This is a genomic window from Duncaniella muris (assembly GCF_003024805.1).
Classification (GTDB): domain Bacteria; phylum Bacteroidota; class Bacteroidia; order Bacteroidales; family Muribaculaceae; genus Duncaniella; species Duncaniella muris.
In genome coordinates, this window is record NZ_PUEC01000002.1 from 170175 (window position 1) to 193318 (window position 23144).

At 53.8% G+C, this 23144-nt stretch carries 17 protein-coding genes; 5 read left to right on the plus strand and 12 right to left on the minus strand.

What is annotated here, in order from left to right; all coding sequences use genetic code 11:
• Window positions 1–350 precede the first annotated feature (350 nt).
• Together trxA and dnaE are read right to left on the minus strand one after the other, a co-directional pair.
• Window positions 351–671 (minus strand): thioredoxin, encoded by a 321-nt coding sequence (gene trxA / locus C5O23_RS01420; protein WP_107031169.1) that lies wholly within the window; start codon window positions 669–671, stop codon window positions 351–353.
• 151 nt (window positions 672–822) lie between these two features.
• Window positions 823–4635 carry a DNA polymerase III subunit alpha gene (gene dnaE / locus C5O23_RS01425; protein ID WP_107031170.1) on the minus strand — a complete coding sequence of 1271 codons (3813 nt, stop codon included), beginning with the start codon at window positions 4633–4635 and terminating at the stop codon, window positions 823–825.
• Between the two features lie 160 nt (window positions 4636–4795).
• Between dnaE and C5O23_RS01430 the strand changes: the two genes are divergently transcribed.
• The 4 genes from C5O23_RS01430 to C5O23_RS01445 all read left to right on the plus strand — a co-directional run bounded on the left by C5O23_RS01430 (window position 4796) and on the right by C5O23_RS01445 (window position 11848).
• Entirely contained in the window at window positions 4796–6733 is a 1938-nt protein-coding gene (locus C5O23_RS01430; RefSeq protein WP_240597570.1) for a glycoside hydrolase family 127 protein, read from the plus strand.
• Window positions 6734–7147: 414 nt separating this feature from the next.
• Window positions 7148–9859, plus strand: coding sequence for a DNA gyrase/topoisomerase IV subunit A (locus C5O23_RS01435; protein ID WP_107031172.1), 2712 nt, complete (start codon window positions 7148–7150; stop codon window positions 9857–9859).
• 39 nt (window positions 9860–9898) lie between these two features.
• Entirely contained in the window at window positions 9899–10771 is an 873-nt protein-coding gene (locus C5O23_RS01440) for a DUF3316 domain-containing protein (protein ID WP_107031173.1), read from the plus strand.
• Between the two features lie 54 nt (window positions 10772–10825).
• The gene (locus C5O23_RS01445) at window positions 10826–11848 is read left to right on the plus strand and encodes a S41 family peptidase (protein ID WP_107031174.1); all 1023 of its coding nucleotides are present in this window, start codon (window positions 10826–10828) and stop codon (window positions 11846–11848) included.
• Window positions 11849–11850: 2 nt separating this feature from the next.
• Here C5O23_RS01445 and C5O23_RS01450 read toward each other — a convergent pair whose 3' ends face one another.
• The 5 genes from C5O23_RS01450 to pyrE all read right to left on the minus strand — a co-directional run bounded on the left by C5O23_RS01450 (window position 11851) and on the right by pyrE (window position 14367).
• Window positions 11851–12402 (minus strand): GNAT family N-acetyltransferase, encoded by a 552-nt coding sequence (locus tag C5O23_RS01450; RefSeq protein WP_107031175.1) that lies wholly within the window; start codon window positions 12400–12402, stop codon window positions 11851–11853.
• The gene (locus tag C5O23_RS14425; RefSeq protein ID WP_168181998.1) at window positions 12399–12563 is read right to left on the minus strand and encodes a hypothetical protein; all 165 of its coding nucleotides are present in this window, start codon (window positions 12561–12563) and stop codon (window positions 12399–12401) included. The genes C5O23_RS01450 and C5O23_RS14425 overlap by 4 nt, the downstream gene beginning before the upstream one ends.
• Window positions 12564–12614: 51 nt before the next feature.
• Entirely contained in the window at window positions 12615–13145 is a 531-nt protein-coding gene (locus tag C5O23_RS01455; RefSeq protein ID WP_107031176.1) for a hypothetical protein, read from the minus strand.
• A gap of 42 nt (window positions 13146–13187) precedes the next feature.
• The gene (locus tag C5O23_RS01460) at window positions 13188–13607 is read right to left on the minus strand and encodes a hypothetical protein (RefSeq protein WP_107031177.1); all 420 of its coding nucleotides are present in this window, start codon (window positions 13605–13607) and stop codon (window positions 13188–13190) included.
• Window positions 13608–13713: 106 nt separating this feature from the next.
• On the minus strand, window positions 13714–14367 hold the full coding sequence (gene pyrE / locus C5O23_RS01465; RefSeq protein WP_107031178.1) for an orotate phosphoribosyltransferase: 654 nt from the start codon (window positions 14365–14367) through the stop codon (window positions 13714–13716).
• Window positions 14368–14868: 501 nt separating this feature from the next.
• Here pyrE and C5O23_RS01470 point away from each other — a divergent pair.
• Window positions 14869–15717, plus strand: a complete 849-nt coding sequence (locus C5O23_RS01470) for an HAD hydrolase family protein (RefSeq protein WP_107031179.1) — start codon at window positions 14869–14871, stop codon at window positions 15715–15717.
• On the opposite strand, the gene zupT is transcribed toward C5O23_RS01470, so the two are convergent.
• From zupT to C5O23_RS14630, 5 genes are all read right to left on the minus strand, one after another.
• The gene (gene zupT, locus C5O23_RS01475) at window positions 15707–16510 is read right to left on the minus strand and encodes a zinc transporter ZupT (protein ID WP_107031180.1); all 804 of its coding nucleotides are present in this window, start codon (window positions 16508–16510) and stop codon (window positions 15707–15709) included. The two genes, C5O23_RS01470 and zupT, sit on opposite strands and share 11 nt — an antisense overlap.
• Before the next feature lie 393 nt (window positions 16511–16903).
• Window positions 16904–18340, minus strand: coding sequence for a Na+/H+ antiporter NhaC family protein (locus tag C5O23_RS01480; protein WP_240597562.1), 1437 nt, complete (start codon window positions 18338–18340; stop codon window positions 16904–16906).
• A 784-nt stretch (window positions 18341–19124) separates the two neighbouring features.
• On the minus strand, window positions 19125–20828 hold the full coding sequence (locus C5O23_RS01485; RefSeq protein WP_107031181.1) for a peptide MFS transporter: 1704 nt from the start codon (window positions 20826–20828) through the stop codon (window positions 19125–19127).
• 85 nt (window positions 20829–20913) lie between these two features.
• Entirely contained in the window at window positions 20914–22440 is a 1527-nt protein-coding gene (locus C5O23_RS01490) for a peptide MFS transporter (RefSeq protein ID WP_107031182.1), read from the minus strand.
• Between the two features lie 176 nt (window positions 22441–22616).
• Window positions 22617–23057: a DUF1648 domain-containing protein gene (locus C5O23_RS14630; protein WP_107031183.1), complete on the minus strand. Its 441-nt coding sequence runs from the start codon at window positions 23055–23057 to the stop codon at window positions 22617–22619.
• Between the last annotated feature and the right edge of the window lie 87 nt (window positions 23058–23144).

Here is a 23144-nt window from a genome sequence, read left to right on the forward strand (position 1 = left end):
GGTACAATGCGTGACCGCATCCGCATGGTCGCGGGGATGGCAGGGATCATACAAGACGGGTTCCGGAGGGGCTGAGGTTAGCGGGTGTCCGGCAGGACACCGAATTACTCGTAGCCCCCGACACCGCAGCGCAAAGCGCGCAGGTGTCGGGGGTGAAAGACAATCAAACAAATGTGGTGTCCGGTCGAGGACACCGATTTACCGCCCCGGATGGCCCAGGAATCCGAAATAAAACCGCGGCGACTTCATCTAACTGAAGTCGCCGCGGACTGTTATTTTGTTGGTCGGCAGATGGACCGCCATGCGGGTAAAATCAAGGTGCGGTTTTTAACACCCTATTGGATAATTTCTTAGAGCTCGATGAGCTTTTTGATCTGCTTTTCGAGATTCTCCTTTGATTGAGCGCCTGCGAGACGGAGATCGCGGACCTGTTCGCCGTTCTTGAAGAAGAGGATAGTGGGGATTGACATGATGCGGTACTGGGTAGTAAGATCATTCTCTTCCTCGATGTTATATTTGCCTATGGCTACAGTGTCTTTGTATTCTTCGGCAAGTTCTTCAACCACGGGAGCCATGCGCTGGCAGGGACCACACCAGGTAGCCCAAAAGTCGATTACTACTGGTTTGCCGGAAGCGATAATGTCGTGTACGTTCTGATCGGTAAAAGTCATGACAGTTTATTTTTAGTTGATTTTTAAGGTTTTAAGGATTTTGATCACGAAGCCGTCCGGGAAGCGGATTGGCCGATACAAAGGTAGGAATTTCCTTGATATTTCCAACTTTTGCGGCCACTATTCTGCTTAGCGGTCCTGAGGCAGACCGCTAATCGTTGATGGAGAAGCTGATATCTTCCTCGGTCAGGGTGTCGACAAGCTTGCGCGAGATCGGTATGCGCCGCGACGATGAAAGATGGAGCGAGCGGTTGATCTTTGGGTCGAAGATGCGGAACGAGAGTTCGCCCTTGGCATTGGTGTCGCTGCGGATCTCCTCCTCGATGAGCTCCTTGAGGTGCTGGGTGAGCTTGTCGGCCGGGAGATCGATTGTGATGCTGTTGACCAGCTGCCCCTTCACTGTGCTCAGCAGGCGTATGTTAGTGATGTTGAAGCGCGGGTCGGAGTTGGCATATCGGCGCTCGTAGCGTCCGCTTATTAATATAGGTGTGCCGGGCACTCCGTAGTTGTGGAAGTTGATGTAGTTTTCATCAAACAGCATGAACTCCGCGCTGCCCGTATAGTCTTCTATCTTCAGTATGCCGAACTGCCCTCCGCGTTTCGACGGGCGGCTGGTGAATTCCACCACCATGCCTCCGAAGGTCAGGTCAACTCCCTCCACGGGAGCAAACTCGTTGAAGCCCTTGATGGTGCAAGATGTTCCATAGTTCAGTTCCATGTAATAAGGGTCGAGCGGGTGGGCCGAGAGATACATGCCCACCAGTTCGCGCTCGCGTTCAAGCAGGGTGGCTGCGGGCCATTCGGCCTGTGGAACCACCGGCGGACGTCCCGAAGTGGAAAGCTCGGCATCATCGCCGAAGAGCGACATGGCAGACTTGGTCTTGTCGGCCTGGAAAGCCTGGCCATAGCGCACGAGACTTTCCACGAATACCTCGCCGCGCTGGTTGGTGCCGAAGAAATCCTCGCGCTTGATGCCTTCGAAGCTGTCAAAGGCACCTGCATAGATAAGATTCTCCATCAGGCGGCGGTTGATGCCCTGTGAGGGCACTCGCTCCACGAAGTCGTAGATCGACTCGAACGGACCGCCGGCCTTGCGCTCTTCTATGATGGCCTTGACCACCCCTTCGCCCACACCCTTGATGGCCGCAAGTCCGAAGCGGATATCTCCGTGGGAGTTCACACCGAATTCCATGAAGCTTTCATTGATATCCGGGCCGAGCACCGAGATCTTCATGCGCTTGCACTCGTCCATGAAGCCGGTGAGCTTGTTGATGTCAGAGCGGTTGCGGGTAAGGATCGCCGCCATATATTCCGACGGATAGTTTGCTTTGAGCCATGCGGTCTGGAAAGCAACCCACGAATAGCAGGTGGCGTGACTCTTGTTGAAGGCATATGATGCGAACTTTTCCCAGTCGGCCCAGATCTTTTCGAGCACCTTCGGATCGTGGCCGTTGGCCTGGCCCCCCTTGAGGAAGAGGCCTTTCAGCTCGTTCATCTTGTCGATGAGCTTCTTGCCCATAGCCTTGCGGAGCGTGTCGCTCTGGCCGCGGGTGAAGTTGGCGAGCAGGCGCGACAGGAGCATGACCTGTTCCTGGTAGACAGTCACGCCGTAAGTGTCTTTAAGATACTTTTCCATCACCGGAATGTCATAGGTGATGGGGCTGCGGCCGTGTTTGCGGGCAATGAAGTCAGGGATATAGTCCATAGGTCCCGGACGGTAGAGGGCATTCATGGCTATGAGGTCCTCGAACGTAGAGGGCTGGAGCTCGCGCAGATACTTCTGCATACCGGCCGACTCGAACTGGAAAGTGCCTACCGTGTTGCCGAGACTGTAGAGTTCATATGTCTTCGGGTCGTTGATGTCAATATTGTCGATGTCTACCTCGATTCCGCGGGTCTGCCTGATGTTGGAGATCGCTTCCTTGATGATAGAGAGGGTTTTCAGGCCGAGGAAGTCCATTTTGATCAGGCCTGTGTCCTCGATGATCGAGCCTTCATACTGGGTGACGATCATCTTGTCGTTCTCCTTCGAGTCGACGCTCTTGTCAACGGCCGTAGCCACAGGCACCCAGTCGGTGATCGGGTCGCGGCAGATGATCACACCGCAGGCATGAACGCCGGTGTTGCGGACATTTCCTTCGAGCCGTTTGGCATATTCGAGCGTCTCACGTATGAGCGGATTGTTCGAACCGAGCTCCTGAGCGAACTCAGGCACGTACTGATAGCAGTTCTTGAGGTTGGTCTTCAGCGTCTTGCCGTCAGGGCCGTCAGGCATACGCTTGGGCACGAGGTTGGCTATGCGGTTGCTTTCGGGCAGAGGCAGCTGCTCGACGCGGGCCACGTCCTTGATGGCCGATTTGGCAGCCATTGTGCCGAAGGTGATGATGTGGGCCACCTTTTCCTCTCCGTAGCGCTCGGTCACATAGTGGAGCACATCGGCGCGCCCGTCGTCATCGAAGTCGACGTCGATATCAGGCAGCGAGATTCGGTCGGGGTTGAGGAATCGTTCGAAAAGAAGGTCATATTTGATGGGGTCGACCTGCGTGATGCCCAGACAGTAGGCCACAACGCTTCCCGCAGCCGATCCGCGGCCCGGCCCTACGCTGACTCCGAGCTTGTGGCGGGCCACATTGATGAAGTCCTGCACTATGAGGAAGTAGCCCGGAAAGCCCATTGTCTTCATTATATAAAGCTCGAACTTGATGCGCTCCTCCAGCTCGGCTGTCAGAGGCGACCCGTAGCGGCGTTCGGCCCCTTCGTAGGCGAGTTTCGACAGATAGTCGGCCTCGAATTTTATACGGTAGAGCTTGTCGTAGCCACCAAGTTTGTCAATTTTTTTCTGAGCGGCTTCTGGCGAGAGCACCACGTTGCCGTTTTCGTCCTGCGTGAACTCGTCAAAAAGCTCCTGCTCGGTGATGCGGCTGCGATATTCCTCCTCCGTGCCGAAATCGGCCGGAATCTCGAAGAAGGGCATGATAGGCGCATGGTCTATGGAGTAGATCTCTACCTTGTCAAGAATCTCCAGGGTGTTTTCAAGCGCCTCAGGCAGGTCGGGGAACACAGCCGCCATCTCGGCCTGTGACTTGAACCACTCCTGCTTTGAATAGCGCATACGGGTGGTGTCGGCCACATAGTTGTTGGTCGAGATGCAGATCAGGCGGTCATGCGCCTCGGCGTCTTCAGCGTTGATGAAGTGCGAGTCATTGGTGGCTATGATCTTGATGCCGTGCTTGCGTGCCAGATCGATCAGCACCGGATTCACCTGCTCCTGCTCCACGTAGGTCTCGCGGTTGGCGTTGGGGTCGTTGGTCTTGTGGCGCTGAAGCTCTATGTAGTAGTCGTCGCCGAAGGTTTCCTTGAACCATATCACCTGCTTCTCGGCCTCGTCGAGCTGTCCGGTGGCTATCAGCCTCGGAATCTCGCCGCCGAGACAGGCCGAGCAGACTATCAGCCCCTCGCGGTGGGCGGCAAGCGCGGCCTTGTCGGTTCGCGGGTGATGATAGAAGCCGTCTGTATGGGCCTGTGACACGATCTTGATAAGATTCTTGTAGCCCTTCAGGTTCTTGGCCAGCACCACCAAGTGGCGTCCCTTGTCGGTCTTGTCAGAGCGGTCGGTCAGAGAGCCTTTGGCCACATACATCTCGCAGCCGAAAATCGGTTTAAACGCAAGCTTGCGCTCTATCTTCTCGATTTCCGGAGCCAGTTCGGCGCCGATCTTCTCGGCCTCCCCTTCGGGTGCCTCCTCGATCTTCTTCTTAAGGTCGGACAGCTTGCCTTTATACTTGCCTTTGACTTTGTTGACGTAGTTGAAATATTCCTTGACACCGAACATGTTGCCGTGGTCTGTCAGCGCGAATCCAGGCATACCGAGATCCATCGCCTTGTCTACAAGACCGGTGACAGAAGCCTGCCCGTCAAGCAGGGAATACTGGCTATGTACGTGTAGGTGAACGAATTGTTGCATGTGTGATCGTGTGTGGTTTACGGGCGGCCGCCTGCGGCCATTTCTATGCAAAGATAAGTAAAAAACTGCAATTTTTTAGCTACATTTGCGGTAGTCATATACATTTCATGCAGAATCTTCTATGAAAAGAATTATTAACCTTTTGCTGCTGGCCGTAGCGATGACTGCGGTCTGTGCTGCTTCGTCAAGACCGGCGCATGGCTACCCTATTGATCCGGTTCCGTTCACATCAGTCCGGGTGACCGATGGCTTCTGGTGGCAGAGGCTGAAAGCGAGTCGAGAAGTCACCATTCCACTTGCCTTCTCCAAGTGTGAGGAGTCAGGGCGATATAGAAATTTTGTCAATGCCGCCAATCCTTCAGACACTATTGCTGTCGGTGGATTTTCATTTGATGACACCGATGTGTACAAGACCATTGAAGGAGCAAGCTATCTGCTGCAGACATATCCCGACAAAAAACTCGAACACTACATCGACAGCATACTCGTCATAGTGGCCGCAGCTCAAGAGCCGGACGGATATCTTTACACAAGCCGTACCATGAACCCTGAGCATCCTCACAAATGGGCCGGGTCAAAACGCTGGGAGAAGGTTGAGGAACTCAGCCATGAATTCTACAATCTCGGCCACATGGTGGATGGAGCCGTGGCTCACTATCAGGCCACGGGCAAACGTAACTTTCTTGACATTGCTGTCAGATATGCCGACTGTGTGTGCCGCGCCATCGGCGACAAGCCTGGGCAGCTGACGCTTGTGCCCGGACATCAGATTGCAGAAATGGCTCTTGCCAGACTCTATCTCGTCACCGGTGACAGAAAATATCTCGACCAGGCCGCATTCTTTCTCGACAAACGTGGCCGTACTTCTCGGCGCGATGCCTACAGTCAGGCCCACAAGCCGGTCACGGAGCAGGACGAAGCCGTGGGTCATGCTGTCAGGGCGGCATATATGTATGCCGGAATGGCTGATGTTGCCGCTCTTACCGGTGATTCGGCTTACATAAAGGCCATCGACCGGATTTGGAATAATATTGTGGGGATGAAATACTATATTACCGGCGGCATAGGCGCTACTGCTGACGGCGAAGCTTTCGGAGCAAACTTCGAATTGCCTAACATGTCGGCCTACTGCGAGACATGCGCGGCCATCGGCAATGTATATGTAAACCACAGGCTCTTCTTGCTGCATGGCGAGTCGAAATACTATGACGTGCTTGAGCGCACCTTGTACAACGGACTTATATCTGGGGTCTCGCTTGACGGCGGAAGTTTTTTCTATCCCAATCCGCTTGAGTCGGCAGGGCAGCATCAGCGCGCCCCTTGGTTTGGATGTGCGTGCTGTCCGTCAAACATCTGTCGCTTCATACCCTCGCTGCCAGGCTATGTCTATGCCGTAAGAGACCGCGACGTATATGTCAACCTCTTCATGTCAAACACGGCCCGGCTCGATGTGGCCGGCAAGCGGCTTGATCTCAGCCAGAATACCGCCTATCCCTGGAACGGCGACATATCGCTCTCCGTTGACAGCAATAAGGCCGGCCGCTTCAGGATGATGATACGCATCCCCGGCTGGGTTGTCAACAGGCCGGTTCCGAGTGATCTCTACGCATACACCGACGGCAAGAATCCCTCTTGGCATGTGAAGATCAATGGGCGAAATGCCGGCGGAGAGCTTGAAAACGGTTATCTTGCCATTGACCGAAATTGGAAAAAAGGTGACCGGGTGGAGATACATTTCGACATGGAGCCCCGCACGGTTAAAGCCGACAGCCATGTAGTGGCCGACAGCGGACGCATCTGCCTGGAGCGAGGTCCGCTTGTATATTGTGCCGAATGGCCTGACAACAAATTTAATCTGCCTTCAGTACTTCTGAACCGCCATCCTGAAATCAGAGTGGAGAATGCCCCCGGACAGCTTTGCGGCATAGTCCGACTCGTGGCAGATGCCCAAAAGCTCGGATATGGCGCTGATGGCCGTCTCGTGTCTGAAGATATCAGCCTGACTCTCATACCTTATTATGCCTGGGCGCATCGCGGACCCGGTCAGATGGCTGTCTGGCTTCCGCAGTCACTGAACGCAGTCGTCCCGGAGCAATAGCCAACTCCGATAATCCATAAAAAGCAACTTGCCCCGCTTCCTGCTTGCAGGCGGCGGGGCAAGTTGTTGAGGATTAGATAATAAAAAATTGATTGTCTCTCGACAACCAATCTTAGTTAACCTTAAATCTAATACCATGAAAAACACGTTACAAAGGTAAGCTCTTTTTGGATAACCTCCAAATCCGCGGCGATAAAAGCATATTAATTTAACATATTTTACAACAAATTGTTTTCAAAAGGCGCTTTTGGGTGATATTTTGGCAGAAACAGCCATCATGGCTGACAATTTGCTACAATGCGCCGCGCCTGTAGCCTGGCCCCTCGTTGACGGTCGAAATGCGGTTTGCATCAACACCAAAAATTTCGTATCTTTGCCTAATCAGTAATCCAATTCTGTTTCCACCACAAAATTATGAGCGAGGATACATTCACACCAGATGCTATAGACGACCCTGAAGAAAGCCGGGAAGAAACACAGCCCGTGCGCAAAGACGGATTTGATCCGCGGATAATTGTCGACACGTCAAACGACACCATCCGCCATCAGCTCCGCGGCATGTTTCAGAGCTGGTTTCTTGACTATGCGAGCTATGTGATTCTTGAACGCGCCGTCCCCAACATCGAGGACGGTCTGAAGCCCGTGCAGCGGCGCATCCTCCATGCCATGAAGCTGCTCGACGACGGTCGCTTCAATAAGGTGGCAAACATCGTGGGCCACACCATGCAGTTCCATCCCCACGGCGATGCCTCCATATACGAGGCCCTCGTGCAGCTCGGACAGAAAGAACTGCTGGTGGAGACTCAGGGTAACTGGGGCAACACGCTGACCGGTGCTTCGGCCGCTGCAGGCCGATATATCGAGGCGCGGCTCTCGCAGTTTGCTCTCGACGTGGTCTACAATCCCAAGGTCACAGACTGGACTCTCAGCTACGACGGACGAAAGAAAGAGCCCGTAACTCTGCCCGTAAAATTCCCGCTTCTGCTCTCCAAGGGAGCCGAGGGTATCGCCGTAGGTCTCTCCTCGAAGATCCTGCCCCACAACTTCAATGAGATCATAGACGCAGCCGTGGCCTATCTCCGCGGTGAGGAATTCACCCTTTACCCCGACTTCTACACCGGAGGCTTCATCGATGTCTCGCGCTATAACGACGGCGAACGTGGCGGCGTGGTCAAAATCCGCGCCAAGATCGAGAAGATCGACAACAAGACCCTCGCCATCACCGAAATTCCCTACGGCAAGACCACTGCCACCCTCATCGAGTCGATTGTAAAGGCCCAGGAGGCAGGAAAGATCAAGATAAGGAGCGTGGATGACAACACCGGCGAACATGCCAACGTCATCGTCTACCTCCAGCCCGGCACCTCAAGCGACAAGACCATCGATGCGCTCTATGCCTTTACTGACTGCGAGGTGTCCATCTCGCCGAACTGCTGTGTCATCTCCGAAAACAAACCCCACTTCATAGGCGTCAGCGATGTGCTGCGCCACAACGTAGACTCAACCCGCACCATACTCGGAAAGGAGCTGCAGATCCAGCTCGGCGAAGTGCGCGAGCAGCTCCACTTCGCATCGCTCGAACGTATCTTCATCGAAGAGCGCATCTACAAGGACAAGGGCTACGAAGAAAGCGAGAGCCGGGCGCAGGCCATAGAGCACATCCGCGGCCGTCTCGAAAAATTCAAAGACAAGTTCATCCGCGAGATAACCGACGATGACATCATCCGCCTCTTCGAAATCAAGATGGGGCGCATCCTTAAGTTCAACGTCGACAAATGCGAGGAGCAGATCGCGGCTTTCAACGACCGCATCAGCGATCTCAATTCCAAACTGGAACGCCTGACCGACTATACCATTGAATGGTACGAGAACCTCAAGCGCAAATACGGCGATGCCTACCCGCGCATGACAGTGCTCCGCAACTTCGACAATATCCAGGCGGCATCCGTGGCCGAGGCCAACGAGAAGCTCTACATCAACCGCGAGGAGGGCTTCATCGGCACCTCGCTCAAAAAAGACGAGTTCCTATGCAACTGTTCGTCGATCGACGATGTGATCATCTTCTATAAGGATGGACGCTACAAGGTGGTCAGAGTCCAGGAAAAACTGTTCATTGACAAGAACGTGCTTCACGTCGACGTGTTCAAGCGCAACGACAAGCGCACCGTCTACAATGTCATCTATCAGGACGGCAAGGGCGGCACATATTATATGAAACGCTTCTTTGTCACAGGCATCACCCGCGACAAGGAATACAACGTCACCGGCGGCAAACCCGGAAGCCGCGTCTGCTGGTTCACCGTCAACCCCAACGGCGAGGCCGAGGTGGTCAAAGTGACCCTCAAGCCAAAACTCAGGCTCAAGACCCTGCAGTTTGACGTCGACTTCTCGAAAATCAACATCAAGGGGCGAGCCTCGCTGGGCAACATCGTGACCCGCAACGAAGTCCACCGCTTCTCGCTCAAGGAGAAAGGCCGCTCGACCCTGGGCGGACGCGATGTCTGGTATGATCCTGACGTGATGCGCCTCAACTATGACGGTCGCGGCGAATATCTCGGCGAATTCAACAGTGGCGACCTTGTGCTCGTCATCCAGAAAAACGGGGAGTACTACACATCCACCTTCGAGGCCTCGAACCATTATCCCGACAACATTCTGCGCATCGAGAAATTCGCCCCCCATAAGGTCTGGACCGCCATTCTCGATGATGCCGACCAGAAATATCCCTACATCAAGCGCTTCACCTTCGAACCCACGGCAAAACCACAGCGCTATCTCGGCGACAACGAGAAGTCATCGCTGCTGCTGCTCAGTGACGAGCCTGGCCTGCATGTCGAGGTAGTCTTCGGCGGAGCCGACTCTTTCCGCCCGGCTATGGAGATCGTGGCCCGCGATTTTATCGCTGTCAAATCTGTCAAGGCCAAAGGCAAGCGCCTGACAACCTTCGCCATCGACCATATCACGGAACTCGAACCTATAGCGACCGAGGATATCCTCGATGAAGATGACGCCGAGCCGGGCCAATCCTCCGAAAGCGCCGATCAGGAGTCTGAAGACGTGGCTGAACCTGAGAAGAGCGACGATGAGGTGCGCGACGAACTCACCGGACAGCACCGTCTGTTTTAGGACACCTACTCTGACACCCCTCTTGAAACAGTCTCTGAAATGAAAGTTCGAAAAGCACTTCTCTCACTCGCCTCGCTGCTGCTCTGCCTGCCGGCTTCCGGCATGCGGCCCGTGGCCGACGCAGATACAGCCGCCACCGTAGTGCGTCCGGTTTTTGCTGCCTATACTCTGGAATATGGCTCGGCCCACCTGACTGACACCTATCTGACTCCGCTGAGATATGAAGGCTGGCATGCCGGATTTGACTATCAGCGCTATCAGGCCATGCGCTTCGCCCCGCGCGACTGGACCATGCGCCTGCACATGAATCTCAGCGTTGACAAGACCGACAATCCCGCCCGCAACGCATCGATGTGGGACATCATGCTCTCCGCCGACTGGGGTATGATGCGCAGATTCCGCCCGCTCACAGGCCTCACTCTTGCAGCCGGCGCATCAACCGGAATCGAACTCGGCTGCCTCTACAACCCCCGCAACGGCAACAACCCGGCCTCGGCCAAAGCCGCCTTGACTGTCAACCTGACCGGATTCGCCTCATACAGTCTCCGCATCTGGCGCCTGCCGGTTACTTTCACCTATCAGCCCACACTCCCGGTCACCGGCCTCTTCTTCTCGCCTGACTACGGCGAACTCTACTATGAGATCTACCTCGGCGACCATTCAGGCCTGACTCACTGCGCCTGGTGGGGCAACTATTTCAGGCTCGACAATCAGCTGAGCGCCGATCTTCACTTCGGATCGACGAATCTGCGCCTGGGCTACCACGGCACACTCTTCTCATCGAAAGTCAACCATCTCGTGACCAACAGATTCACCCATGCGCTCTCAGTCGGTGTCAGCGGTGAATGGATGTCAGTCAACCCGCGCAAGGGCCTTCCTCGGAAAGTCAGCATGATCAGCGCGCTCTACTGATCAGCCGTCACGCCACGCTCACCCCGTCATCACCCCCATCATTCCCGATCATTCATGAAATCAACCCTCTCAATCATAAGCGCACTGATTCTCTCGGCCTTCATGAGCTCCTGCCACGATGTCCGTGAATACGCCGATGATCCACTCGGCAATTTCGAAGCACTCTGGACAATTCTTGACGAACACTACTGCTTCTTCAGCCAGAAAGACATAGACTGGGATGCCGTACATGACACCTACGCCCGGCGCATCGGCCCTGAAATGACGGGCGAAGAACTTTTCATTGTCTGCGCCGACATGCTTGACGAACTGCGCGACGGCCATGTCAACCTCTCGGCGGCATTCAACACCTCCTACTATCGCAAATGGTGGAGCGACTACCCGCAGAACTTTTCGCTGCGCCTGATCGAGGAATCGTATTTCAACTTCAACTACCGCCAGAGTTCCGGAATGCTCTACGGTATTCTCCGCGAGAACGTCGGCTATATCTACTACGGATCTTTCGCCAACCCTGTGGGAGAAGGCAATCTCGACAATGTGCTTTATTTCCTGAAAAATACCCAGGGGCTGATCATTGATGTCCGTGACAACGGCGGAGGCGATCTGACCAACGTGCGCACTCTCGTGAGCCGCTTCATCACCCGCCCGACCGTGGTGGGCTACATCTCCCACAAGACCGGTCCGGCCCACGATGCTTTTTCGGAACCTATGGAGATCACCTATAACCCCGCCGATATAGGCCGCATACGCTGGGGCAAACCGGTCATAGTGCTGACAAACCGGTCTACATTCTCTGCGGCCAACAATTTTGCGTCTGTGATGAAACTTCTGCCCGGAGTCAGACTGGTCGGAGCCACCACCGGCGGCGGCAGCGGAATGCCCTATTCCTCCGAGTTGCCTAACGGATGGGGAGTGCGTTTTTCGGCCTGCTCCATGCTTGATGCCGAGGGGCGCAGCACTGAATCAGGCGTAGAGCCTACAGAAGGCTGTGCGGTTGACATGGACCCCATCCAGGCCCTCTCAGGCAAAGACACCATCCTTGAATTCGCCCTCGACCTCATCCAGAATCCCCGATAGCCTCAATCTTCGAGATTTATGAGGTCATAAAACATTAAACGTGTAGGTTTTTCGCTATCGGTACTATTGAGATAAAGGAAGCCGTTTTTAAGATAAAATTCCTCTGCGGTGCGATATGCGTCTACCGTCATAAACCGACATCCGGTTTTATTGTCTGATACGAAATATCGTTTCATGAAATCCAACAATATAGAGCCGATGTGCTTTCCTCTGATGTCATTGCTTAATGCAAAGCGACATAATTTTACAGAGGGATAATTTGTCAGTCTTTTTTCATTGACAAACCTATGTCTGCGGAATTTATTAAATTCGTTGTTAGACGGAAAGTCTTTAATCGTGATTCTGTCATTTGCAAGGCTGAAATAACCGACTACTTTTTTGTCAGAATTCCGTTCAATGATATAGGTAACAGCCAATAAAGCCTCTCTGTATAAGGGTGCATCGTTTAGGATAAAGTCATCTAAGTCATCATCACCACATGAAAAAGCTGTGATGTACTCTTTTAAATCGAGTTTACGTATGCCATAATCACGATAAAATTCTTCAAAATTCATTTTTTCTGATTACGGGCTAACATTTTTATGACTGTATCATAGGCCGCCTTGATCTGGGCTTTACGTTCGGTGGTTTCCGGACGTGGGGTATTCATCAGCTCAACGAACCGACGGGCATCTTCTCCACTTAGGATAGGGGTATCTTGAATTGGTCGTGCCATATCTTTATTATAATTGAATACAAATATAACAAAATTTTTGAAATAAAATAATCATCGGGTGATGACCCGGTATTCGGTCGGACCGCCTGAATGCACGTGGTAGCGCCTCAGAGCATAGCCGCGGTCAGCGGCAGGGCCGGTCAGCGGATTGCCGTGTGTGGCTCCGTAGATGTCGAAAGTGCTCCCGCACTGCGGACAGCGGGCCTCGGTTGCCCCCGGAGCTACCTCGATGCGCACAGTCGGACGCGCCTCCACCGGGCAGGCGAGGTCATAGACATAAAGCTCGCCGAGCACATCAGTGGCCAGCAGCAGACCTCCGAAACCGGTGCGGTCAAGAGCCGTGTATGGGAAATCGGCAGGAATTCTTTCAGAGGAAGTAAAGATATAGCGTTTCGAGTCAGCGGCATCGCCTTTGACGCCGTGGATATTCCAGTCGCCAACGGTCAGAAAAGTCAGCCGCACCTCCGCATAGGGGATGCGGTCATCGTCGACCGACTCGCATGAAACGAGCGCGCCCGTCACCGCTGAGGCGGCGAGCGCTGTCAAAAGGGCGGGAATCCGGAGGAGTGGACGGATTGTCATGTCTGTCTTGGAGAGTTGCTTATATATATATGTAAAGATCTCTTACTTGAAGAGCGAGGTGAAGACTTCGCCGAATTTGTTGGCGGCCTCCTGGAGCTTGTTGCCGATAAACGGGCGCAGCATCGGGGGAATCTCTATCTTGATAGCCGGAGTAAGCACGGTTGATTCCGGGCCCTCTTCCTTAAGGTTGATGTTGAGCGAAAGAGGCACGGGGCAGCCTTCGGCTGCGAAGCCTACGTGGGTGGGAGCTGTGCGCTCGCTGATGCGGAACACGATCTGGCCGATCGAAGGTGCGTCCATGCGCACGGTTTCGCCGTCGAATTCCACTCCGTTGAGCTGTTCGCGCTGTTCGGCGGGAAGCTGCTCTACGAGGTCGCGGTATTGCGACAGGTCTGCTACTTTTTCGTAGATCTGGTTGATGGGGCGGGGCAGGGTTACGGGTTTGCCGGTGTAGGTTGCCATTGGTTCGGGGTGAAGATTTTGAAAAAAGCCACCTGACCGAGGGCTGACAGCCGTTGATCGGGTGGCTTCTGATGGGGTTATTACGTTTTTTTGAGTGTTCTGCTGCTTATTCAGCCTCAGTAGAAGCGGCGGGAGTCCAGAGAGAGGGATCTTTGCGCCATTCCTTCAGAGTGTCTACATCGTTCTCGTGGATGAAGCCTGATTCGAGAGCGGCGGTGATGAGTGCCGAATAGTTCGAAAGGGTGATGAGGTTGACATTGGCATCTTTGAAGCGCTTTGTGGCCACGGGGAATTCATAACTGAAGATAGCCACCATGCCGATCACTTCGCAGCCGGCGTTGCGGATTGCCTCCACAGCCTTGAGGCTGCTGCCGCCGGTCGACACGAGATCTTCTATCACCACTACTTTCTGGCCGGGGCGCAGATCGCCTTCGATGAGGTTTTCGAGTCCGTGGTCTTTCGGGGTTGAGCGGACATAGACGTAGGGGAGGCCAAGGGTGTCTGACACGAGCGCGCCCTGGGCGATAGCTCCTGTTGCCACACCTGCTATGGCATCGACATCACCGAAGTTTTCGAGGATGATGCGGCTGAGCTCGACCTTGATGAAGTTTCGGACATCGGGATAAGAGAGAGTCTTGCGGTTGTCCGTGTAGATGGGTGAGTTCCAGCCGGATGCCCAGGTGAAAGGATTGTCAGGCTGCAGTTTGATTGCGCTGATCTTCAGGAGCTTCTCGGCAAGAATAAGGTCAAGATGTTTCATTTTTTGAATGAGGGAATAATGAAAATAATGGACTGATTATAATTCAAAGTGCAAAATTAGAATATCCTGCGCTCAATTGCAACTTTTTTTAGTTTACGTTTCTTAATGACTGCTTTGAAAAATAGACATTTGAAAAACAGACAGGCCACCGCTGACCCGATATTTGCCGGAACCTCTCCGGTGTTTCACTGGCGGATAGATAAAAAAGGAGATGTCTCACGACATCTCCTTTCCTTTTTAAACCTTTATCTTAATCTAATACTATGAAAAACACACATGCAAATGTAAGGATTAAAATTGGAACATTTGCATATCATAGCGTATATTTAACAATATTTAGCCAAAAATAGAGAAATAGATGAAAAAATGGTCTACACACCACTCAAAGATCTCTCGCAGATGTTGAAAAGAGCGTAAATTTGACGTAACTTTGCATCTGAAAGGGATGCCGAATTAAGGAGGCCGTTTAGAAACAAACCTCTAATGCAATAGTAAGAACGAATGAAACATCTGTATGTGACCGATATGGACGGGACTCTGCTTGGACGCGACAGCCGAGTCAGTTCAAGAAGCGCGGAGATAATCTCTCGGCTCTCAAAGTCTGGAGTTCCGGTGACCGTAGCAACGGCCCGCACTCCGGCTACAGTCGAGATGCTCCTCGAAGACACATATATTAATATACCTGCCATCGTAATGACCGGTGCCGCTATGTGGGACCGCGTCAGCCAGCGTTACATGGATGTCATGTATCCCGAAGCCGATGCGGCCTGGAGGGTGATGTGCTGTTGCCGCGAGCATGGGGTCAATCCATTTGTCTACGTGCTCCGTGACAACACCATGCTTGAGGTCTACCACAACGGACGCATGAATTCGCGCGAATGGAAGTTCTATGAAGAGCGCTGCGGCCTCACCCGCAAGCGTTTTATCTTCGATGATCCTCACGCCTATGAGGAGCCACTGGCCGGAACGGTACTGATTTTTGCCGTGGGAGAGGGCAGGGCCATCGAGTCGGTGGCCGCAGTACTGATGGCCGACGGTCGCCTTTCAGTATCTTCTTACCGCGACATCTTCAACCCCGATGTGGCCTACCTTGAAGTCTTTGCGGCCGGCGTAAGCAAAGCCGCGGCCATCGGGAAACTCGCACGGCAGATCGGTGCCGACACAGTGACGGTCTATGGCGACAATCTCAACGATCTTTCGATGTTTGCCGTGGCTGACGATGCCGTGGCGGTTGACAATGCCATGCCGGGCGTGATGGAGAAAGCCGACCGCCGGATCGGAGCCAACTACGAGGATGCCGTGGCGCTTGACATGGCTATGTGTGCGCGCGCCGAAGGCTTCAGAGTATGACCAGTGTGATGCCCATGAGCGCCATCCCTACCACCACGCCTATGAGCGACAGGTGGTGATGCCCGAAACTTTCGGCGCCGGGAAGAAGTTCGTCAAAGGCTATGTAGACCATTATTCCCGCAACCACGGCCAGACAGACGGCATTGACCACCGGCGACCAGAACGGCAGCAGAAAAGCCATGCCTACCAGTGCGCCAGCCGGTTCAGCCAGCCCTGACAAGAGCGAATAGAAAAAAGCCTTGCGCCGGTTGCCCGTAGAGTGGTAGATCGGCACCGACACGGCTATCCCCTCCGGAATATTGTGTATGGCTATGGCTATGACAATCGGCAGTGCCATTTCGAGCCCGTCGAGAGCCGAGATAAAAGTGGCCATGCCTTCCGGAAAGTTGTGAATGCCTATGGCCATCGCGAGCATTATGCCGGTGCGTTTCATCTTGTGGTGGCTGCCGCTGTCTGAAAGCTCCTCCATCGAATGGGCTTCGTGAGGGTTCTCATCGGCAGGTACGAGCCAGTCTATCAGCGCTATCAGGCCTATGCCTCCGAAAAACGCCGCGAGCATTGCAGCCGCAGCCGTCCGCTCTGACATGACCGTGGCCAATCCCTCGGAGGCTTCCGGCATTAGCTCCATGAAGGAAATATAGATCATTACACCGGCCGACAGCCCCAGCGCCCCGGCCAGCAGGCGGGTGTCGGTGTGGCGGGTGAAAAACGAGATCATGGCCCCGATTCCGGTCGAAAGTCCGGCGAAGAGGGTCAGCAGCAGCGCTATTAATATAGTTGAAAAATCCGGCATGTACTCTGATTGCAGATAGTTGTATTGTCAATTGATTAAGAGGTTGTTTAAAAACAATAGTTAAAATCTGAGCGAAAGTTTTGAGGTGGATATGGCTCTGAATCGAAGGAATATAGCGAGCTATATGACTGAGATGAAGAGTCATAGGCGCCCAAAACTTTCGCAGGCGAGGGTATTATCTTTTTTTCTTTTAGTAATTTCATGTTTGAGAATTTTTTAAGTTACCTGAGCCTTGGTGTCTCTTTTGCTAAATTGTTGAAATTCGTCAGTCACATAGCTCGCTATGCTCCATCCTCATTTGCAACAATTTATCTAAAAGATACACCACTCAGATTTTAACTATTGTTTTTAAACAACCTCTAACATGCGGGAACCTGACTTGGTTTGCCCCGCTCAGTTATAGGCCGGAACTTTCGGGGCCACCACCGGAATCTTGAATCCGAGTCTGGCAATGAGTATGCTCATCAGCGGGGTCAGTATGTTGAAGATACAGCAGGGCGCATAGGCTAAGGTGCTCACACCAAGCACCGTTGACTGGGTGATGCCGCAGGAGTTCCACGGTATCAGCACCGAAGTCACCGAGATCGAATCTTCCATCGAACGGCTGAGAAGCCTGGCTTCGAGACGGTTGCGGCGATAGAGCGGGCGATACATGTTGCCTGTGATAATGAGCGAGAGATACTGGTCGGCAGTGGCGCAGTTCATGGCCAGACCGCTCGCCACGGTGGCGCTTACAATCCCCGTGCGGCGGCGCAGGCGGCTGGTAAACGCCTCGGTAAGACTTGTGAGCATACCTGTGCCTATCATGGCCGATCCGAAAATCATGGCGCTGAGCACCAGATAGACCGTAGGGAGCATACCGAGTATGCCGCCGGTAGCTGAGAGCTCGTCAAGAGCCCCATTGCCGGTCGACAGCGATGACCCGTTCCAGAGCGCAGGCAGCAGATCGGCCGCGCCAATTGACAGCTGCGGCTGGAGCAGGAAAATGCCCGCCGCGCCGAAAATCGTGGCCGCGGTCAGCACAAAGATCGTCTTTACTCGCATGATGATCAGCACAAGTGTCAGTGCCGGAATAGCCATTGTCCAGGGCGAGAGATTAAACGTCGATCCGAGCGCATCGAGCAGCGGAGCCGACTCCGGCGAGGGTGACAGACTGGAGGTCAGACCCACGGTCAGAAACACCAGCAGTGCTATGGTCATGGCCGGCACAGTGGTGAACATCAGATAGCGTATGTGGTCGAAGAGATCCACTCCGGCCGTCGACGAGGCCACCACCGTAGTGTCGCTCAGCGGAGAGACCTTGTCGCCGAAATAGGCCCCTGAGATTATAGCACCCGCAATCCAGGGATCGCTGTAGCCCATCACTTCGCCTATTCCCAAAAAGGCCACGCCGATGGTGGCGATAGTGGTCCATGAACTGCCCGTAGCCACGGAGATCACCGAACATACCGCGCAGGTGATTATCAGAAAGAACTTAGGCGACAGCAGATGAAGCCCGTAGGATATGAGCGTTGGCACCACCCCTGAAAGCATCCAGGTGGTGGCCACGGTGGCAATGCAGATCAGAATCGGCACAGCCGGAAGAATCTGGATGGCGCTGCGGCGCAGCCCGGTGATGAGGCTCCGGCGGGTGGCAATACCCCCTATGGCGCTGAGACCGAGCGAGAGAGCCGCCGCCGTCAGCAGTATCCACGGGCCGAGTTCCGAAACGGCATCGGCGCCACGGGCAATGATTACCGAAATGAGGGTAACGAGCAGAAAGGCGAGAGGGATGAGCGAGATTGTGACTGCGGGAGAGAGACGGCGGCCAAAAATTTTTGATCTGTTCAATTCAACTGACGGTTTATGAAAGTAAATATTCTTGGAAACTGTTGGAAATTGAAGTCAAGACGACTTCAGTTTTTTATACGCTGTTACTGCACGGCTGATCACAGCCTGACAGAGTCTGGTGGGATGAGGCTATACTTAGCTTTTCGGACATCGACATGTCACTTGGAAGCACACATCGTGTTAATAATCGTGAAAAACAATTCTGAATATCGCAGCGTCATCCTTTTCGTTACTGCAAAATTACAAAAAAATCCCCGATTGGCATTCGTTGCGGATCACAAACTCCGCTAAAAGGTCAAAAGGCATGTTAAATCGGAGCCCCCATCGCCGAGCCCGTCCCTCAGTCTTGACATTCCCGTCCGCATCCCATTCGGAACCGTAAATCGGTGTCCTCGACCGGACACCCAATGCAAGATGAATAGCTAACCCGTGACACCTTTGCGCTCTGCGCTGCGGTGTCACGGGCTACGAGTAAATCCGCGTCCTCCGGACGCCCATCCGGCCCCGCTGACGGTGTGCGTCTGCCAATATGCGTCCTCCGGACGCCCCCGCAGGCGGATGTTGTCCGCCGATGTGTCCCCCTGATGGTCTTGCGGGTAGCGGGTGTCCGCCAGGACACCGATTTAATAGTAGCCCCCGACACCGCAGCGCAGAGCGCGCAGGTGTCGGGGGTAAAATATATTCACGTAAATGAGGTGTCCGGACGAGGACACCGATTTACCGTTCCGGACGGCCCCATCGTGGGTATGCGTTCGCCAATATGGGTCTCCGGCCGTCCCCGTGATCAGATCGCCTCGTCTTCAACGGTTTCGAGCAGGTCGGCATCAGCCGGCGCAGGAGAATCGGAAGTCGCGGCTTCGAGCTTCTTCATGATAGAGAAGATGAAAGCGGCCGAAACAAGACAGATGGTCACAAGGATACCCCAGAGCATCGCCGTCGAAATCTTGCCCCAGAGGAGCATCGGGATCGACACCAGATAGTTGCCCACAGCCGTAGCCGCGAACCAACCGCCCATCATCGAGCCTTTGAGTTTCGGAGGAGCCACCTTGCTGACAAAACTGATGCCCATCGGCGAAAGCAGAAGCTCAGCGAAAGTCAGCAGCAGATAAGTGGAAATAAGCCAGTTGGGCGACACTGATGCCGAGGTGCCGGTGATGGCCAGCGAACCGACGAGCATCACGCCGTAGGCCACGGCGGCCATGATCATGCCGTAGCCGATCTTGCGGGGAGCCGAAGGCTCGCTCTTGCGCTTGGCCAGCCAGCCGAAGAAGGCAAGCGAGAAGGGGGTGAGAGCCACTACATAGAATGGATTGAACTGCTGATACTCCTGCGGCTGGATGCCGGTGAGCGGATCGGGTGTCACAGAATAGAAATACCAGAGCGCCCAGCCCACCAGGCCGATGATGGCAACCGAGATCACGCGGCTGAGAGTGCCCTTCGACTGGAAGAGATTGAAGGCTGCATAGACACCTACGGCGATGCTCAGAAGAGCCCACACATTGAATCCGATGCGGGTCCAGCCTCCGGCTTCGGGCGAGGTGCAGCTCTTGGCGAATTCCGTCAGCGTAGCGCCGTTCTGGTGGAACACCATCCAGAAGAAGATCACCACTGCGAAGACGAGCAGCAGTGCCACCACTCGTTGCCTGGTCTGCGCCGGAGTGAGTTCCGGGCCGCTTTCAGCCACAGCCTTTGCCGCTCCGGGCTGCTTCTTGTCGGTGAGGATATGGGCATAGGTGCGGCGTCCGAGGAAATAGATCAGGAAGCTGACTATGAGCGAGCCGCAGGCAATGGCAAAAGCATAGCTGTAGCCTGTCGACAGGGTCGAGATATAGTTTGTGGCAAAAGCCGCGAGGTCAGTCCCGGCGTTCATGCCGTGGTCGGCCGCGGTGGTTATGAGTTCTGCACCGTTTTCCGCACCGTCGAGATAGGCGTTGCATATAGCGGGCAGCGATGCCGCATAGGTCAGGCCCTGCGCCTTCATGGCGAGGTTACACATGGCTGTAGCCGCCATCGGGGCAAACATCGAGCCGATGTTGATGGCCATGTAGAAGAGCGAGAAGGCCGCGTCGCGCTGTCCGCTGTAGCGGGCTTCGTTGTAGAGATCGCCCACCATCACCTGGAGATTGCCCTTGAAAAGGCCTGTGCCGCAGGCTATGAGCACGAGTGCGGCGCAGAGTATCACGAGCGAGGTGGTGCTGCGGATGTCAGTCGGGATGGCCATGACCATATAGCCGGCAAACATGACGGCCAGACCTGTGACCACACACTTGGAGAAGCTCCATTTGTCAGCCACCCAGCCGCCTATCAGAGGCATGAAATAGACAAGGGCGAGGAAGCCCGCGTAGATCTGGCCCGACACGGTGGAGTCAAGGCCGAATTTGGCCTGCAGGAAGAGCAGGAAGATGGCAAGCATGGTGTAGTAGCCGAAACGTTCGCCGGTGTTGGCGAGCGCAAGCACATAGAGGCCTGCCGGTTGGTTTTTGAACATGGCGATTTTTGCAAAATATCGGAGAGGACCGCTGTGAGGGGTCCTCTCCGGGGTGAGAATTCAGTTATTATCGAGCATCAGTTATTTATGCTTTGGTGACACGTTCGAGCCAGTTTACCATGCCGAACATGACGCCCATCGAGATGATGCAGACTGCGAGGAAGACGCTCCAGCAGATCCACAGCGGCCAGTTGTTATACATCAGCGGGCCGATCCAGAGCAGAAGATTGCCGAGGGCGGTGGCGCCGAGCCAGAGACCCTGACAGAGACCCTGCATGTGGGCGGGAGCGACTTTCGACACAAACGAGAGGCCTAAGGGCGAGATGAAGAGCTCGGCCACGGTCAGGAAGAAGTAGAGCAGGAGGAGCACCCACGGACCGGCCTTCATTGTGGCAGCTATCGCGTTGGGAAGTTCGCGGAACTCGATGCCTGAGGGATAGGCTTCGAAATATGAATAGAGGGCCAGGAAGAGGAAGGCCATGCCGGCCAGACCCATACCGATGGCGATTTTGCGCGGAGTGGAGATCTCGATGCCGGCGCGGCTCAGGGCGCTGAACATGAGCATTACAAGCGGGGTGAGTATGATCACGAAGAAGGGATTGGCTGCCTGCCAGATCTCAGGCGCGATGGATGAGGTGTCGACAAAGTCGCGGGCGAAGAGCGACAGCGATGTGCCGTTCTGGTGGAATGAGAACCAGAAGAAGATCACCACTCCGAGCACTGCGAAGAGGGCGGTCATGCGCTGCTTGATCTCCTTGGCCATTGCGCGGCGTTCCTCGTCGGAGATGCGCACTCCCTCGGCCTTGGCTTTCTTGCCGGGGGTGGGGAGGTTTTTCTTGACGCTCACAAAGATCAGGAGCGAGAGGAGCATGGCGCAGACAGAGGCGATGAACGAGTAGTGGATACCGGTGTTGAACACATCGAGATACTGTGCGCAGAAGGCCTGGATGTCACCTGCGGCGTTGCCTCCGGTCTCGGTGATGAGGGCATAGAGGTTGTTGAGGTTCTCGGTGCTCATTGAGTCGGTCACGCTCAGATACTCATGGCAGAGGGCCGGGAGCTTGGCGTTGTAGGCCAGAGAGTGCACGCCGAGCCACCAGCTGCGGAGCATCGGGGCCACGAAGGGAGCCACCAGGCCGCCCACGTTGATGAACACATAGAATATCTGGAAGCCGGAGTCGCGCTTCGAAGCATATTTGGGATTGTCATAGAGCTGACCCACGATGGCCTGGAGGTTGCCCTTGAAAAGACCGTTGCCGAAGGCGATGAGGAAGAGGGCGAAACAGGTCATCGGCAGCAGCCATGAGATGTTGTCGGAAGTGGAGAGGATAGGAATCGAGAGAATCACATAACCGAGGGTCATGATAATGAGACCGTTGATGATGGTCCCCTTGTAGTTCTGGGTGCGGTCGGCAATGGCACCGCCCACAAGACTGAGCAGATAGATGCCGGCGTAAAAGAACGAGTAGACAAGCGCGCTGGTCTCCTCCGAGAGTCCGAATTTCGAACAGAGGAAGAGGACTAAGACGGCATTCATGATGTAGTAGCCGAATCGCTCGCCCATGTTGCTGAGTGCAGCAGGAATAAGGCCTTTGGGTTGGTCTTTGAACATAACGAATTGATTAGTTTGATTTGGGTATTGATTCAGGGGGTTAAGAAGCTGTTTTTAGAAAACTCTAAACCGGGTTCCGGCGCAGAGTTTCCGCAAAAATAAGCAAAATAATCATAATTTATAATATTCCGGTAGAAAAATGCTGCGGTGACCGACCAAAATCACACAAAATCTTACTATGACTCCTTATCCGGACAGTTGATTCTTTTTATAAAGAAAACAATGATGCATGCCAATAATGCAAATATGAACATCAAACCGATCAGAAATAACTTACCACGTAGCATACTATACATCAGGAATGTCATCAAAATCATGCTCCATGCGGTCATGCAATCAAACATCTGTCTGATGATTGAAATTCCGGCGGCCGATTTTTTTATCTCATTTCGGACATTCCACCAGTCTGGGTGATTCTTGACAAAAAAAATCATACCCCACGTTATAAGAGATAATAATGGTATTATCAGACTGACTGAAGGACTGCCATATGAATCAATAGCTCCACTTATATCCCAATGAATCGGAATCAAATCGTATTGAGTTATCAGATAGCAACTGATCCCTAATTGGATTAAGAGCTTGTTTAAAAACAAATGTGAATAATAAATAAGCATCAGTCAATATTTCAGGCATTTATGCTTTGGTGATTGTTTAAATAAATGAATAACCAGAAACAAAACCAAAGAATTATGTATCTGACA

Excerpts from the sequence above, each read along its gene's own strand:
- trxA (WP_107031169.1), bottom strand. The coding sequence starts at position 671 with ATGACTTTTACCGATCAGAACGTACACGACATTATCGCTTCCGGCAAA.
- pyrE (WP_107031178.1), bottom strand. The coding sequence starts at position 14,367 with ATGAAACATCTTGACCTTATTCTTGCCGAGAAGCTCCTGAAGATCAGC.
- C5O23_RS01455 (WP_107031176.1), bottom strand. The coding sequence starts at position 13,145 with ATGACAATCCGTCCACTCCTCCGGATTCCCGCCCTTTTGACAGCGCTC.
- zupT (WP_107031180.1), bottom strand. The coding sequence starts at position 16,510 with ATGCCGGATTTTTCAACTATATTAATAGCGCTGCTGCTGACCCTCTTC.
- C5O23_RS01445 (WP_107031174.1), top strand. The coding sequence starts at position 10,826 with ATGAAATCAACCCTCTCAATCATAAGCGCACTGATTCTCTCGGCCTTC.
- C5O23_RS01450 (WP_107031175.1), bottom strand. The coding sequence starts at position 12,402 with ATGAATTTTGAAGAATTTTATCGTGATTATGGCATACGTAAACTCGAT.
- C5O23_RS01490 (WP_107031182.1), bottom strand. The coding sequence starts at position 22,440 with ATGTTCAAAGACCAACCCAAAGGCCTTATTCCTGCTGCACTCAGCAAC.
- C5O23_RS01435 (WP_107031172.1), top strand. The coding sequence starts at position 7,148 with ATGAGCGAGGATACATTCACACCAGATGCTATAGACGACCCTGAAGAA.
- C5O23_RS14425 (WP_168181998.1), bottom strand. The coding sequence starts at position 12,563 with ATGGCACGACCAATTCAAGATACCCCTATCCTAAGTGGAGAAGATGCC.
- C5O23_RS01470 (WP_107031179.1), top strand. The coding sequence starts at position 14,869 with ATGAAACATCTGTATGTGACCGATATGGACGGGACTCTGCTTGGACGC.
- dnaE (WP_107031170.1), bottom strand. The coding sequence starts at position 4,635 with ATGCAACAATTCGTTCACCTACACGTACATAGCCAGTATTCCCTGCTT.
- C5O23_RS01485 (WP_107031181.1), bottom strand. The coding sequence starts at position 20,828 with ATGTTCAAAAACCAACCGGCAGGCCTCTATGTGCTTGCGCTCGCCAAC.
- C5O23_RS01440 (WP_107031173.1), top strand. The coding sequence starts at position 9,899 with ATGAAAGTTCGAAAAGCACTTCTCTCACTCGCCTCGCTGCTGCTCTGC.
- C5O23_RS14630 (WP_107031183.1), bottom strand. The coding sequence starts at position 23,057 with ATGCTTATTTATTATTCACATTTGTTTTTAAACAAGCTCTTAATCCAA.
- C5O23_RS01430 (WP_240597570.1), top strand. The coding sequence starts at position 4,796 with ATGACTGCGGTCTGTGCTGCTTCGTCAAGACCGGCGCATGGCTACCCT.
- C5O23_RS01460 (WP_107031177.1), bottom strand. The coding sequence starts at position 13,607 with ATGGCAACCTACACCGGCAAACCCGTAACCCTGCCCCGCCCCATCAAC.